Annotated in this window: 9 protein-coding genes; all 9 read left to right on the plus strand. The window is 40.1% G+C overall.

Translation table 11 applies throughout. The annotated features are described in order from the left end of the window. Positions 1-9 precede the first annotated feature (9 nt). The 9 genes from AC5SR4_RS08180 to AC5SR4_RS08220 all read left to right on the plus strand — a co-directional run bounded on the left by AC5SR4_RS08180 (position 10) and on the right by AC5SR4_RS08220 (position 16647). On the plus strand, positions 10-966 hold the full coding sequence (locus AC5SR4_RS08180) for a PorP/SprF family type IX secretion system membrane protein (RefSeq protein ID WP_495359046.1): 957 nt from the start codon (positions 10-12) through the stop codon (positions 964-966). 18 nt (positions 967-984) lie between these two features. Next, on the plus strand, positions 985-2874 hold the full coding sequence (locus AC5SR4_RS08185) for an OmpA family protein (RefSeq protein WP_495359047.1): 1890 nt from the start codon (positions 985-987) through the stop codon (positions 2872-2874). A 79-nt stretch (positions 2875-2953) separates the two neighbouring features. Beyond that, complete coding sequence (gene ruvB, locus AC5SR4_RS08190) at positions 2954-3976, plus strand: Holliday junction branch migration DNA helicase RuvB (protein WP_495359048.1); 1023 nt, start codon at positions 2954-2956, stop codon at positions 3974-3976. 183 nt (positions 3977-4159) lie between these two features. Further along, the gene (gene queG, locus AC5SR4_RS08195) at positions 4160-5080 is read left to right on the plus strand and encodes a tRNA epoxyqueuosine(34) reductase QueG (protein ID WP_495359049.1); all 921 of its coding nucleotides are present in this window, start codon (positions 4160-4162) and stop codon (positions 5078-5080) included. Between the two features lie 500 nt (positions 5081-5580). Beyond that, positions 5581-7881 (plus strand): NADP-dependent malic enzyme, encoded by a 2301-nt coding sequence (locus tag AC5SR4_RS08200; RefSeq protein WP_495359050.1) that lies wholly within the window; start codon positions 5581-5583, stop codon positions 7879-7881. A gap of 50 nt (positions 7882-7931) precedes the next feature. Next, a complete protein-coding gene (ruvA, locus tag AC5SR4_RS08205) occupies positions 7932-8513 on the plus strand; it encodes a Holliday junction branch migration protein RuvA (RefSeq protein ID WP_495359051.1) in 582 nt (193 codons plus the stop codon). Between the two features lie 7 nt (positions 8514-8520). Beyond that, complete coding sequence (sov, locus tag AC5SR4_RS08210; protein ID WP_495359052.1) at positions 8521-15810, plus strand: T9SS outer membrane translocon Sov/SprA; 7290 nt, start codon at positions 8521-8523, stop codon at positions 15808-15810. Positions 15811-15881: 71 nt separating this feature from the next. Further along, on the plus strand, positions 15882-16262 hold the full coding sequence (gcvH, locus tag AC5SR4_RS08215) for a glycine cleavage system protein GcvH (protein WP_495359053.1): 381 nt from the start codon (positions 15882-15884) through the stop codon (positions 16260-16262). Further along, on the plus strand, positions 16255-16647 hold the full coding sequence (locus AC5SR4_RS08220) for a VanZ family protein (RefSeq protein ID WP_495359054.1): 393 nt from the start codon (positions 16255-16257) through the stop codon (positions 16645-16647). The genes gcvH and AC5SR4_RS08220 overlap by 8 nt, the downstream gene beginning before the upstream one ends. The last annotated feature ends 27 nt before the right edge of the window (positions 16648-16674 follow it).

Raw genomic sequence — 16674 nt, forward strand, 5'->3', positions numbered from 1 at the left:
TATATACAGATGAAAACTTTAAATATATATTATAAAATAGCTGTCTTAATAAGTATAATGCTACTGTCGTTTCAAAACTTTGCACAGCAAGACCCTCAATTTACACAGTATATGTATAATATGAGCGTTATCAACCCCGCATATGCCACAGGAGATTTGGCTATTTTAAACTTAGGGGGGCTTTATAGAACCCAATGGGTAGGTATGGAAGGCGCGCCCAAAACAGGCACCTTTTTTGCTCATACCCCTTTAAGCGAACGCATAGAAACAGGCATATCGTTTACCAACGATAACATTGGCGATGTTGTTCAGGAAAATAACATCTATGCCGATGTAGCCTATGTATTGCCAGTAGGAGCAACATCTAAATTGTCCTTTGGTATCAAAGCAGGCTTTACGTTTTTTGATGTTAATTTTGATGATTTCAACTTACAGTCAGGAGGCCCATCAACCGATTTAGCATTTAACGAAAACGTTCACAAAACCTTTCCCAACTTAGGGATTGGCGCCTTTTACTTTGGCGATAACTATTATATTGGGTTATCGGCACCCAACATGCTAACCACAAAGCACCTAGAAACCGAGAACGGTATTAGAGCCACAGGGGTAGAAAGCGTACACTACTTTTTAACCGGGGGTTATGTATTCAACCTTAATCCCAATCTAAAGTTAAAACCAGCTTTTATGGCAAAATCAGTTAGTGGTGCACCACTAGCTTTAGATATAACAGCCAATGTGCTAATACACGAAAAAGTAGAAGCAGGCTTGGGCTACCGTTTAGACGATGCCATAAGTGGTCTGTTAAGCTTTAGGGTAACGCCAGACTTAAAAATAGGCTATGCCTACGATTTTACAACAAATAATTTAGGAAGTTATAATTCAGGATCGCATGAAATATTCGTATTGTTCGATATCGACTTGTTAGGCCTGAAAGGGGGATACGATCGTTCACCTAGATTCTTTTAATAGTTAAAATTCAGCGTTATGAGTTCAAAGTTTAAAATATACAGAATAAAAGGTGCCTTAGCAAGCCTTTTACTAGTTAGTGGTATGGCACTGGCCCAAAAAAGCAATGCCAAGAAGGCCGATAAGCTTTTTGAAATGCGTGCTTATCCAGAAGCAGCCGAGATTTATGAAAACGGTGACCGTACACAAGAGGCCCTTCAAAATTTAGCAGACAGCTATTATTATAGTACCAACTTAGAATATGCTATAAAAACCTATAGAGAGTTGTTTACAACCTTTGGCGATGCTGTGAGTGCCGAATACCATTTTAGGTATGCGCAAGCACTAAAAGGTGTAGAAGAATATCGCGAAGCAGATTTTCAGTTAAGTAAATACGATAATCAAACCCAGAGTACTCCCGAGTTTAAAGAGCAGATTGAAAAAGCATCCCCCTATGTTTTTAAATTAACCGACTTGCAAAATGAAGGCGCAAGCAGCGACTTTGGCCTGGCTTTTTATGGCGACAACCAAGTGGCGTTCGCATCTACCAGAAATACCGATAACCCTTCCTATGCATGGAACCAGTTACCGTATTTAGATTTGTACACCGCCACCTTGTCCAATAAGGGGACCTTAGAAAATATCACACCATTTCCAGAAACTATCAATACCAATTCCCACGAAAGTAATGCCACATTTAGCAGCAACGGTACTACCATGTATTTCAATAGAACCAATAAGTCGCGTGTTAATGTAGACGGGAAGCGTGTAGCACACATTAAGATATATAAGGCCGAAAAGGTAGATGGCACATGGACAAACGTTACCGAAATGCCTTTTTCATCAAACAACTACAGTACCGAGCACCCCAGTTTAAGCAAAGATGGTAAAACACTTTATTTTGCCAGTGACATGCCGGGCACTATTGGGGGTTTTGATATCTACAAAGTAGCAGTAAATGAAGATGGCACCTACGGAACACCCGAAAATTTAGGTCCAGAAATCAATACCATACACCGTGAGCAGTTTCCCTATATAAGCAATACAAACACCTTGTATTTTGCATCAAATGGGCATCAAGGGTTTGGTGGCTTAGATATTTTTAAAAGCGATATGGCAAAAGGGCAATTTAGCAAACCCATTAATCTAGGAAGTTCCATAAACAGTAGCCTAGACGATTTTGCCTTTACCATAAAAGAACAAGATAATAAAGGATTTGTATCCTCAAATAGAAGCAGGCACGATAAGCTTTACAGTGTTACAAGAATGACCAAGCACACCGTACAAGGAACCGTAAAAAACAAAAATAGCAAAGCCTTATTGCCAGACGCATCCGTAGTATTATTAGATGCCTCGGGCAACATCTTAGAAGAAGTTGCTGTTGATCCCAACGCAACCTATACCTTTAAGCTAGAAGCCAATAAGGACTATAAAGTACGTGGTGTCCTAAAAGCATACATACCCGAAACCTTAACATTTAGTACCAACAATAACAACACCAACCATAATATCGATATAGAGCTCTTGGCCTATGCCGATGTAGAAGAACGCGTAAAAGAAAATGAACAAGGCGATTTACAAATACAGTTAGATAAGATTTATTTCGATTACGACCGTTCCAACATACGAAAAGATGCCGCAAGCACTTTAGACGAGTTAGTGGCCATCATGAAAAAGTTTCCATCCATGTCAGTAGAAGTTTCAGCACATACCGATGCCCGTGGAAAAGATGCCTACAACTTAAAATTATCAGAGCGTAGAGCCGCCTCTACCTTAGAATATCTAGTAAGTAAAGGCATAGAAAGAAGCCGTTTAGTTAGTAAGGGCTATGGCGAAACACAACCGCTTAACAACTGTGTAAAAGAAGGCATGTGCAGCGATGAAGCGTATGAAGTTAACAGGCGTTGTGAGTTTACCATTTTAAATTAACAAGAAACCATTAACCCAACCAAAATAAAGAAAAGGCCTTTCCATATTAGAAAGGCTTTTTCGTTATATTTGCGTAGTTATGAATGAAAACCTAGATCCAACAAACGAAAATTTTTCACCCGAAGAGCTAGACGTAGAAAGAAAGTTAAGGCCTTTGGCGTTTAATGACTTTACAGGTCAAGAACAAGTGTTGGAAAACCTTCAAATTTTTGTTCAAGCAGCAAACTTACGTGCCGAAGCGTTAGACCACACCCTTTTTCACGGTCCCCCAGGATTAGGAAAAACAACCCTAGCGCACATATTAGCAAGCGAATTAAATGTAGGTATCAAGGTCACATCAGGTCCCGTATTAGATAAGCCGGGCGATTTGGCCGGACTACTTACCAATCTTGAGGAGCGCGATGTGTTGTTTATAGACGAGATTCATAGGTTAAGCCCCATAGTAGAAGAGTACCTGTATTCCGCTATGGAAGATTATAAAATTGACATCATGATCGAGTCGGGCCCTAACGCCCGTACCGTACAAATCAATTTAAACCCCTTTACACTGGTTGGTGCCACCACACGCTCCGGATTGTTAACAGCACCCATGCGTGCCCGTTTTGGTATCCAAAGCCGTTTAGAGTATTACGATACCGAACTCCTTACAACCATTGTTCAGCGTAGTGCCTCCATTTTAGATGTTCCCATTACTATGGAAGCCGCCGTAGAAATAGCAGGCCGCAGTAGGGGTACTCCACGTATTGCCAATGCCCTGTTGCGTCGCGTACGCGATTTTGCCCAAATAAAAGGCGATGGCAATATCGAAATCAAAATAGCTAAGTTTGCCTTAAAAGCACTCCACGTAGATGCTCATGGCTTAGATGAAATGGACAACAAAATTCTAAGTACCATTATCGACAAATTTAAAGGCGGTCCCGTAGGCATTACCACCTTGGCCACAGCCGTAAGCGAAAGTGCCGAAACCATTGAAGAAGTTTACGAACCCTTCCTCATCCAGCAAGGCTTCATTATGCGCACCCCTCGCGGTCGCGAAGTCACCGAGTTAGCTTATAAGCATTTGGGGAAAATAAAAGGCTCCATACAAGGCGGGCTTTTTTAAAAAAACTATAACTATCTTAGCTTGGGTAAATTGAAGAAGAATTAAAAAAGGAAAATTTATTAAAGAGCCAAGAGTTAATGTTGACTGGAAATGGACAAAGGGTCAATGTATGGTAGATACCGAAAATAGTAAACCTATAAGCCAACCCCGAGGAATCCATCCAATCATTATATTTGTAACATAATGAACAACGCTCACAACCATACCCAATTAATAAAAACCGAAGCCAAACGCCTCGGTTTTTTATCGTGTGGCATTAGCAAGGCAGCCTTTTTAGAAGAAGAAGCGCCCCGGTTAGAAGCCTGGCTAAACAAAAACAGGCACGGCAAGATGCACTACATGGAAAACCATTTTGATAAGCGGCTAGACCCCACCAAACTTGTAGAAGGTTCCAAAAGCGTTATTTCATTACTGCTCAATTACTACCCACAAGAATTACAGAATACCAACAGTTACAAGCTTTCCAAATACGCCTATGGCACCGATTACCATGACGTAATAAAAGACAAGTTAAAAGCACTGTTACATTACATACAAGATACCATTGGCGATGTACATGGCCGTGCTTTTGTAGACTCCGCACCCGTATTAGATAAGGCTTGGGCAGCCAAAAGCGGCTTAGGCTGGATGGGCAAGCACAGCAATTTACTAAGTCAGCAAGTCGGATCCTTCTATTTTATTGCCGAATTGATAGTAGACCTAGACCTAGAATACGACACCCCCACCACCGACCACTGTGGCACCTGCACCGCCTGTATAGACGCTTGCCCCACACAGGCCATAACCGAGCCCTATGTAGTAGACGGCAGCAAGTGCATTTCTTACCTTACCATAGAACTAAAAGAGCAAATCCCCACCGAGTTTAAGGGCAAAATGGACGATTGGATGTTTGGTTGCGATGTATGCCAGGACGTATGCCCATGGAACCGCTTTTCAAAATCCCATCAAGAGCCCTTATTCAATCCCCATCCCGAACTTTTGTCCATGACCAAAAAAGATTGGGAAGAAATCACCGAAGACGTCTTCAAAAAAATCTTTAAAAATTCCGCCGTAAAGCGCACCAAATTCACGGGTCTAAAACGTAACATAGCGTTTTTGGGATAAAGTTTGAAGGAGTCATAATTCTGATATATTTAAAAAGCAAGCGAAATGGATCCCTTCTTAGTTTAACTACCGTGTGTATACATCTCTAAAACGCCACGAACCCGCCTGTCGGACGGACAGGTACACGAATGTGTTACCAATAAAGGCGCAATCACTGCGTAATAAAAACTAGACATCACACTAATTTTAAGCCTTTCAGGCTTTGGTATTTCCGCCAGAGGCGGAAAACAATTCGTGAAATAGCTAGTTGCTATTGCTTTACGCAACCTTGAGCACATATCCATTCGTGATGTATTCGTGTATTCGTGGCTTTTTAAAGAGCAAACCATTATCAATTTAAACCAAAACCAAGCAAATTTTTATCAATAATTCAAAACCGCATTTCAGTATAAAAAAGCCCTCAAAAAATTAAATGATTAAACACCACCATCAAAATAGGATTCTTATATTTGTTTAATAGATACGGTTTAACCGATTTCTAAATTAATAACCATTCCAAAATGAGCGAAGAAAGCAAACGCAGAGAGGCCTTAGTATACCACGCCAAACCAACCCCCGGAAAAATAAAAGTAGTTCCAACAAAAAAATACGCTACACAAAGAGATTTGTCACTGGCCTATTCACCCGGTGTGGCCGAACCGTGCCTAGAAATTGAAAAAGACAAAAACAATGCCTATAAATACACCGCCAAAGGCAATTTAGTAGCCGTAATATCTAACGGAACTGCGGTATTAGGGCTAGGTAACATTGGGCCAGAAGCCTCCAAGCCCGTTATGGAAGGGAAAGGCTTACTGTTTAAGATATTTGCAGATATAGACGTATTTGATATAGAAGTCGATACCGAGAACATAGACGAATTTGTAGAGACCGTAAAAAACATAGCCCCAACCTTTGGGGGGATTAATCTAGAAGATATAAAAGCGCCTGAAGCCTTTGAAATAGAGCGCCGCTTAAAAGAAGAACTGGACATTCCAGTAATGCACGACGATCAACATGGTACCGCCATTATATCAGCTGCGGCCTTGATCAATGCCCTTGAAATAGCCAAAAAGAAGATAGAAAAAGTAAAGATCGTTATTAGTGGGGCCGGAGCAGCAGCCATTTCCTGTTCGCGCTTGTACCAGGCTTTTGGTGCCAAGCGTGAAAATATGGTCATGTTGGATAGTAAAGGCGTAATTAGAAACGATAGGCCCAACCTGTCACCAGAAAAAGCAGAATTTGCCACCCATAGAAAAATAGACACCCTAGAAGAAGCCATGAAAGATGCCGATGTATTTATTGGCCTATCCATGGCAAACATTGTGTCTCCCGAAATGTTAGTATCTATGACAAAAACACCCATTGTGTTTGCCATGGCAAATCCAGATCCCGAAATAAAATACAATCTCGCTATAGCCACCCGAAAAGATATCATTATGGCTACAGGGCGTAGTGATCATCCTAACCAAGTAAACAACGTACTGGGCTTTCCCTTTATATTTAGGGGTGCATTAGATGTACGCGCCACAAAAATTAACGAAGCCATGAAAATGGCTGCCGTAAAAGCCTTGGCCCAATTGGCCAAAGAACCCGTACCCGAGCAAGTAAACATAGCATATGGTGAAACAAAGCTAACCTTTGGTAAAGAGTACATTATTCCCAAGCCTTTCGATCCGCGATTAATAGCCGAAGTGCCACCCGCCGTAGCCAAAGCAGCAATGGAAAGTGGTGTAGCCAACGAAGCTATTACCGATTGGGAAGCCTATCAAGATAAATTAAGAGAGCGTTTAGGCTCCGACAACAAACTAGTAAGGCTGTTGTTAAACCGTGCCAAGTTGGATCCCAAACGTGTGGTATTTGCCGAGGCCGATCAACTGGCCGTAGTAAAAGCGGCCCAGATAGTCTACGAAGAAGGCGTAGCCATTCCCATTCTATTAGGAAGAAAAGAAACCATTAAAAACCTAATGGACGAGATAGAATTTGAAGCCGATGATGTGCTGATAGTAGACCCTAAAACCGAAGAAGAAAACGATAGAAAAGACCGCTATGCCAAAGTGTATTGGGAACAGCGCAAACGTCGTGGCGTAACCTATTATGCAGCCCAACGCTTAATGCGCGAACGCAATTACTTTGCAGCCATGATGGTTAATGAAGGCGACGCCGATGCCTTGATTTCGGGGTACTCCCGTAGCTACCCATCCGTAGTAAAGCCCATGCTAGAACTTATTGGCATGGCTAAAGGTGCCCGCAGGGTGGCAACCACCAATGTCATGATGACTAAGCGTGGCCCTATGTTTTTAAGCGATACCTCTATAAACATCGATCCCGATTCCAGAGAGCTTACCAAAATAGCGCAAATGACCTCCCAGGTTGTTAAAATGTTTGGAATGAAGCCCGTTATGGCCATGATATCCTATTCCAACTTCGGCTCATCAATAAACCCAAAAGCCTCTAAGGTAAGAGATGCCGTAGCCCATTTACACCGTTATCATCCCGATATGGTGGTAGATGGCGAGCTGCAAACAGATTTTGCCTTAAATCCAGACATGCTAAAAGAAAAGTTTCCATTTTCAAAATTGGTAGGTCAAAAAGTAAACACATTGGTTTTTCCCAATTTAGATTCTGCAAACATCACCTATAAATTGCTAAAAGAGCTTAACGAAGCAGAATCCATAGGCCCCATCATGATGGGCATGCGTAAACCCGTGCACATCCTGCAGTTAGGAGCCAGTGTAGATGAAATTGTAAATATGACCGCCATTGCCGTGATTGATGCACAACATAAAGAACGCATTGAATTAGAAAAGGCCAAGGCCAAGTGATATAATTGAAAATAAATTTTTACATTTGAGAGGTTAACCAATTGCTATAAATGATAACACACATACAGGGAAGACTCGTTGAAAAAAATCCAACAGATGTCGTTATAGATTGTAACGGCGTGGGCTACCTACTAAACATTTCACTGCATACATACTCTCAAATTCCAAATAGTGAACAATTAAAGTTGTTTACACATTTGCAAGTCAAAGAAGATTCACATACCCTTTATGGCTTTTCATCGCTTTTGGAGCGCGAGGTGTTCCGGTTGCTAATTTCCGTAAGTGGTATTGGTGCCAGCATAGCACGCACCATGTTATCCTCATTAACCCCAAAACAAGTAATAGACGGTATAGCTTCAGGCGATGTTGCTTTAATACAATCCATTAAAGGTATTGGTGCCAAAACGGCCCAACGTGTTATTATAGACTTAAAGGACAAGGTATTAAAGGTATATGATATTGATGAAGTTTCCATTTCAAAAGGCAATACCAATAAAGATGAAGCGTTATCTGCTTTAGAAGTGCTTGGTTTTGCCAGAAAGCAGGCAGAACGTGTTGTCGACAAAATTATCAAGGCAGAAACAGATGCCACAGTAGAAACTATAATTAAACAGGCTTTAAAAAATTTATAAATAGATTTTGAATATAACCAACCTTATTTATTTTAAATCGATTAAAGAATATGGTACCCAAACCCGTCAAAGGGCCTTTTTAACTTTGGTGTTTATGGTATTTACTGTAATGGCTTGGGCACAAGAACCCACCGAGCAGGACACCCTGGTAACAGGCTTTAACTTAGGTACCATAAAAACCCCCAACCCCGATAGTATAGAATCCAAATACACCTACGACCCTGTAACAAACCGATACATCTATACCGAAACAGTAGGCAACTTTAATATTAATTACCCCGTAATTCTCACCCCAAAAGAATATTACGACTTAGTGGCCAAGGAAAGTTTAAAAGCCTATTACAAAGAAAAACTAGATGCCTTTGATGGTAAAAAAGATGGCGCCGACGATGCCCAAAAAAACCTATTGCCAGAGTTTTATGTAAAATCAGATTTTTTTGAAACCGTCTTTGGAGGTAACACCATAGAAGTAGTACCCCAGGGATCGGTAGAGATGGATTTGGGTGTGTTGTTCTCTAAGCAGGACAATCCCTCCTTTTCCCCCAGAAACCGAAGCAATTTTACCTTCGATTTCGACCAACGTATCAGTTTAAGCTTGCTAGGGAAAGTAGGGACACGTTTGCAAATAACAGCCAATTATGATACCCAGTCCACCTTCGATTTTCAAAACCTGATAAAACTGGAATACACCCCTACCGAAGATGATATCATTCAAAAAATAGAAGTAGGTAACGTAAGCATGCCCCTTAACAGCTCCTTAATTACAGGTGCCCAAAGTCTGTTTGGGGTAAAAGCGCAGTTACAATTTGGAAGAACAACCGTAACGGGTGTATTTTCAGAACAAAAATCAGAAGCTAATAGAGTTATAGCACAAGGGGGTGGTACCCTGGAAGAATTTGAATTGTTTATCAGGGATTACGATGAAAACAGACACTTCTTCTTGGCACAATACTTTAAGGATACCTATGATACCGCTTTAGAAAATTACCCCTTTATCAATAACAGGGGCTTACAAATTACCAGAATAGAAGTATGGGTAACCAATAGAAGCAATAGAACCGATAATGTAAGGAACATTGTGGCCCTACAGGATTTGGGAGAATCCAGTAACGATCCCAACAAAGTAGGTTCCGATGTTAATATCCTTATACCGGGGGCTATACCAAACAATCCCAACAACGCATTCGATCCAACCAATATAGGTGGTGCCAGTTCACAGTTAACGTCTGCCATAAGGGATATATCTACCGTACAATCAGGAATTAACGTCCCCAACGTTAACGAAGGCTTTGATTATGCCAAGTTAGAAAACGCCCGAAAGCTAATCAATGGTCAAGAATATACCTTAAATACCCAATTGGGTTACATATCCCTAAACCAACGTTTAAACAACGATGAGGTCTTAGCCGTAGCGTTTCAATATACCGTAGGCGGACAAGTGTACCAAGTAGGGGAATTTGCAAACGATGGAGTAAACGCTACCGATGTAACCACCAATGGTTCGGGGCAAGTAACCTCAGTAGTCAATAGCAACCTCATATTAAAACTGTTAAAGAGTAGTATTACCAACGTAACACAACCCGTTTGGAATTTAATGATGAAAAATATTTACGACACAGGCGCGTACAATTTAAGTCAGGATGATTTTAAACTGAACATTTTTTATAACGAAGCCTCGCCTTTAAACTTTATTACACCTGTAGGGGGGAGCTTTGATTTAGACATTAATGGTAATCCAGTAACAGGAAGCACACCAGACGATGCCTTAATAGAAAACGTACCATTGCTTAGGGTATTCAATTTAGACAAGCTGAATTTTAACAACGATCCCCAATTAAAAGGAGATGGTTTTTTTGATTTTGTTCCTGGTATTACCGTCATACCCCAAAACGGAAAAATAGTCTTTACCAGTGCCGAACCTTTTGGGGAGTACCTATTTAATGTATTAGGTGGCGGCGATTATAATAATGAAGCTTCTTATAACGACAACCAAAAGAAATACGTTTTTGATGTACTTTATAAAAGCACGAAAGCAGCAGCACTGGAAACCGCAGAGAAGAATAAGTTTAAATTAAAAGGGCGCTACAAATCAACAGGCTCTGATGGTATTCCCATCGGGTCCTTTAATGTGCCTCGAGGTTCGGTAAAAGTAACCGCTGGCGGGCGCGTGTTGGTAGAGGGTGTAGATTACACCGTAAACTACCAGTTAGGGCGGGTACAAATCTTAGACGAAGCACTAAAGGCTTCCAATACCCCTATAGAAGTGTCCACAGAAAACAACGCCGTATTTGGCCAGCAAACCAAACGGTTTACCGGAATTAACGTTGAGCATAAATTCAACGAAAATTTCCTATTGGGGGCAACCCTTTTAAACCTTAACGAGCGCCCCATTACCCAAAAGGCAAACTATGGTTCAGAGCCCATTAACAATACCATTTTTGGTTTTAATGGTAATTATGCCACTCCAGTACCTTTTTTAACTCGCTTAGTAAACAAACTGCCCAATATAGATACCGATGTAGAATCCAACCTATCATTACGTGGGGAGTTTGCCTATCTGGCACCAGGAGCGCCTAAAGGGACTAATTTAAATGGTGAAGCCACCTCGTATGTAGACGATTTTGAAGGCTCGCAAAATGATATTGATTTAAAATCACAACAATCTTGGTTTTTATCCAGTAGGCCTTTGGAGTTGAATGTGCCTACCAACCCAGATGAAGATGCCAACGGTATACAAAATGGCTACCAAAGAGCCATGTTGAACTGGTATAACATCGACCCTATTTTTTATAGCAGTCAGCGACCCAATGGTGTTTCCGATGATGATATTTCAGGCCTATACACCAGTAGGGTATTTATAAAAGAGCTTTTCCCCGACAGAGATTTGGTGCAAGGACAAAATTCGGTATTGAATACCCTAGATTTAGCCTATTATCCAACCGAACGGGGCCCTTATAATTTTGATCCAACAATTGCTAATGGGGTTATCAGCAATCCGCAAGATTCCTGGGCCGGTATTACCCGCCAGCTAACATCTACAGATTTTGAACAACAGAATGTAGAGTATATTGAGTTTTGGTTGCAAGATCCGTTTCAGGAAGACCCAAGCAATCCAGGAGGTAAGCTCGTATTTAACTTGGGTAACATTTCAGAAGATATTATTAAAGACGGTAAAAAACTCTATGAAAATGGCTTGCCCGAAGATGGTAATATAGACTTATTGCAACCCACAAGTTGGGGAACCGTAGTACCACTTAACCAATCGCTTGTATATGCCTTTGATACCACAGGACAGGAACGTACCAACCAAGATGTGGGGTATGATGGTTATGACGATGCTGAGGAAATTGCCAATTTTGGAACCAATTTTGGGGATGACCCATCAAACGATAACTATACCTACTTTTTAAATGCCGATGGTAATATTTTTGAGCGCTATAAAAAATATAATGGGGTACAGGGCAATACCCCAGACACCTTTACCAATACCGATAGAGGTGCCAATACCCAACCCGATGTTGAGGATATTAATCGTGACAATACCATGAACACGATAGACAGTTATTTTGAATACGAACTGGATATTACCCGACAAAACCTACCAGAATCAAAAGCAGATTTTGAGAACCTGCCCAGTACCAATCCACTAAAGGAATTTTTAAGGGATTATAAAGAGCGTCCACGCGCTTTGCCCAATGGCGATGTAAGGGATGTGCGCTGGTACCAGTTTAGAATCCCCATAAACGTACCATTGGATAAGTTTGATGACGATACTTACCCAGAGTATAAACGCTATGGAGGCATTACCGATTTCCGTTCCATCAGGTTTACAAGGGTGTACTTAAAAGAATTTACACAAACCACTGTATTTCGCTTTGGTACCTTGGATTTAGTACGAAGCGAATGGCGCCGTTACACCAAAGCTTTAGATGTGAACGATCCGACGCCAGATGATCCACAAACCGATTTTTCAGTAGGTGTTATTGGAACCCTAGAAAATGAAGGCAGTTACCAAAGACCACCTGGTATTGAGCCAGAACAGTTGTTTAACAACAATACCGTTGTAGAGCAAAACGAACAATCCCTAGTAGTAAAGGTTTGTAATTTAGAAACAGAAGACTCTAAAGCGGTTTATAAAAATATTAATATTGATATGCGTCAGTATAAACGCTTACGTATGTTTATACATGCCGAAGATGGAGAAAGCGGTACAGGAAATTTGGGGGATAACGATTTGGTAGGATTCATTAGAATGGGTAACGATCTTACCGAAAACTACTATCAAATAGAAATACCATTACAACTCTCAACCTCTACCTCTCGCGAAGGTCTGTGGCCAGAAGAAAATGAAATCAACCTCCCCATCGAGGTGTTAGGAAAAATAAAGGCACAGGGCATATCAGATATGACCTTAAGTAATGAAGACCCGACCTTTTATGATGTAGTAGGTAATGATATTACCCTAGCTAACGATCCGTATTCAGGTTATGTTGTGGGGCAACACCGTGTAGGGATTAAAGGAAATCCGAATTTTGGGGATGTTAGAACCCTAATGGTAGGCGTTAAAAACGCCTCAAATAACAATGATTTATGTGCCGAAGTTTGGTTTAATGAATTGCGCCTATCCGATCTGGATAACGAAGGCGGTTGGGCTGCCGTACTGAGTATGGATACCAATATTGCCGATTTTATGAACATTAGCGCTACAGGACGCCAAAGCACCTCTGGCTTTGGTAGTATAGAGCAAGGTCCCAGCCAACGTAGTTTAGAAGATGTAAAGCAATACGATGTGGTAACCAACATAAATGTAGGACAGTTATTGCCAAAAAAATGGGGCATACAAGTACCGTTTAACTATGCACAGAGTGAAGAACTCATTACACCAAAATACGATCAATACTATAAAGATCTTACCTTAGATTCCCGATTAGAGGCGGCCAATAGCAATGCAGAGCGCGAACAGATTAAACAACAATCTGAAGATTATACCAAGCGGCAAAGTATTAACTTTATAGGTGTTAGAAAAACAAGAGCTGTTGATGCCAAACCACACTTTTACGATGTAGAGAATTTAACATTGAACTACTCTTATAACAAAGTAGAGCATCGGGATTTTGAGATAGAAAATGCCGTTAATAAAACCGTACGGGTAGGAGCCAATTATGCCTATAATTTTGCCCCGGTTAGGATTGAACCCTTTAAAAAGAGCGACTCCCTATTTACAGGGAAGTATTGGCGTATTTTAAAAGAGTTTAACCTCAATTTATTGCCAACAAGTTTTACTGTGAACTCGGATATTAACCGACAGTTTAACCGACAAAAATTTAGGGAAGTTGATCTTGGCGGCGGTAATATAGGCATAGAGGAATTATTTAGAAGAAACTATACATTCGATTTTCAATATACCATTAACTATAACATAACCGATGCCTTGAGCCTAAACTTTACGGCGGCCAACAATAATATAGTACGCAATTATTTTAAGGACAATATTATTAATGGTGAGCAGGATGAAACCCTAGATGTTTGGGATGGCTTTTTCGATTTTGGTGACCCTAACAGGCAAACGCAAAATCTGGGCATTACTTATGAGTTGCCCTTTAATAAAATACCAACCTTTAGCTTTTTAAATGCCACATACCAATACAGTGGAAATTTTCAATGGCAAAAAGGTTCCGATCTCTATGGTGCATTGGAATTGGATGGACAAACCTACGATTTAGGTAACAACATACAAAATGCCAATACTCACAACATCAATACCTCGTTAGACATGACTAGGTTCTACAGATATATAGGGTTGGTTAAAAAACCCATATCCAGAGCTAGGGCCCGAAAAGCAGCAGCAGGGGCACCCCCAAGTGCAAACCCCAATAACAACAATCCGCCCAAAATAAAAAACCAAACAGCTACCAAGTTGTTAAATGCAGGGGTAGATATTTTAACGAGCATAAAAAGAATTCAGTTTAATTATTCAGAGAACAATGGAACTCTTTTACCAGGCTACTTACAAACACCTGGTTTTATAGGAACCTTAAAGCCATCAGTTGGGTTTACCTTTGGTAGCCAAAGCGATATTAGGCAGCTAGCGGCCAGACGAGGTTGGCTAACCGTTTTTCCTGAGTTCAATCAGCAATACGTAGCCACCCATACCAAGCAATTGGATGTATCAGCTGGTGTAGAACCCCTAACCGATTTAAGAATCGATTTGGTGGGTAATAGGACCTATTATGAAAACTATACCGAGAACTTTAGGGTGAACAATAACGCGGGAGAATATGAGTATGAATCGCTAACCCCCAATACTTTTGGGAATTTCAATATCTCTACCATACTAATAAAAACAGCCTTTAGTAATAGTGACGAAACAACATCGGATGCCTTTAACGATTTTAGGGCCAATAGGCTTACCATAGCTAGACGATTGGCCCAAGAAAAAGGAGCCGATGTTAATGATGTAGATGCCGATGGTTTCCCCAAAGGATTTGGTAAGAATAACCAAGCCGTATTGTTGCCAGCATTTTTGGCCGCTTACACAGGTCAAGATGCCAGTAAAGTTAAAACCACAGCCTTTAGGGATGTGCCCATACCTAACTGGGATTTAAAATATACAGGATTTATGAAGTTTGCATGGTTTAAAAAGAATTTTAAACGATTTTCATTAACTCATGGCTACCGTTCTACATATACCATTAACCAATTCCAAACAAATTTAGATTATGTAGAGCCAGATTTTAACAATACATATGATAACCAACCAAATAATGTAAAAGATCAATCAGGGAACTATAAAAATGAGGTATTGTATAGCAATATAAACCTTACTGAAATGTTTAGCCCCTTAGTACGTATAGATTTTGAAATGCAAAATTCCATTAAGGTATTGGCAGAAATAAAAAAAGACCGACTGCTATCCCTTAGTTTTGACAATAATCTCTTAACCGAAGTACAGGGCAATGAGTATGTAATAGGTTTGGGGTATCGCATTAAAGATTTACGCATACGCTCTAACTTGGCAGGCCCCAGCAAGCGTATTGTTAGCGATTTGAACATGAAAGCCGATATCTCTGTAAGAGAGAACAAAACCATTATCAGGTATTTAGATTTAGAGAACAACCAGGTTACTTCCGGACAAACCATTTGGGGACTTAAGTATTCGGCCGATTATGCCTTTAGTAAAAACCTAACGGGCATCTTTTATTTTGATTATACGTTTTCAGAATATGCCATTTCCACGGCGTTCCCGCAAACCACTATTCGCTCTGGAATAACCATACGTTACAATTTTGGTAATTAATTAACAAATAATGTATTTGAATTTAAAGTTTGAATAAATACATTTGCCATAAACTAACTTAAAGTAAAAAAATGAACATTCCATCAGAATTAAAATACACTAAAGACCACGAGTGGGTTAGCATAGATGGTGATATTGCCACTATTGGAATTACCGATTTTGCACAAAGTGAATTAGGTGATATTGTATACGTTGAAGTAGAAACTGTAGACGAAACCTTAGAAGCCGAAGATATTTTTGGTACGGTTGAAGCCGTGAAAACAGTTTCCGATTTATTTTTACCTTTATCAGGTGAGATTATAGAATTCAATGAAGTTTTAGAAGACGAGCCAGAAAAAGTAAACAGTGATCCTTACGGTGATGGCTGGATGGTTAAAGTAAAATGTTCAGATCTTTCACAGGTTGAAACCCTTTTATCGGCAGACGATTATAAAAGTCTTGTAGGTGCTTAAAAAGCGAAGCCTTTTATTTAGTACGCTTTATACCATAGCCTTAACGGTAGTATGTTTAATAAGCCTAAAAGACCTTCCAGATGTGGCATGGTCTTTTGGCGATAAAGTATTTCATTTTTTAGCTTACAGCCTTTTGGCAATTTTATGGTATAACACCTTTCTAAACACTTATAAATTTAAAAAGACCAAAGCCCTGTGGTGTTCCATAGGGTTTTCTATGGTCTTTGGTATAATTATTGAGGTATTACAAGGAACCCTAACAGCATCAAGAGCATTCGATTTCTATGATGTTTTAGCAAATGCAGTAGGTGTATTATTAGCAGTAATATGTATACTAATAAAACATTTAGTAGATATTAAAAATAATAAACACTTGCTTTTTTGATAAATAAATACTTATTTTAGCAATCTT

This window comes from Aestuariibaculum scopimerae (assembly GCF_059428085.1).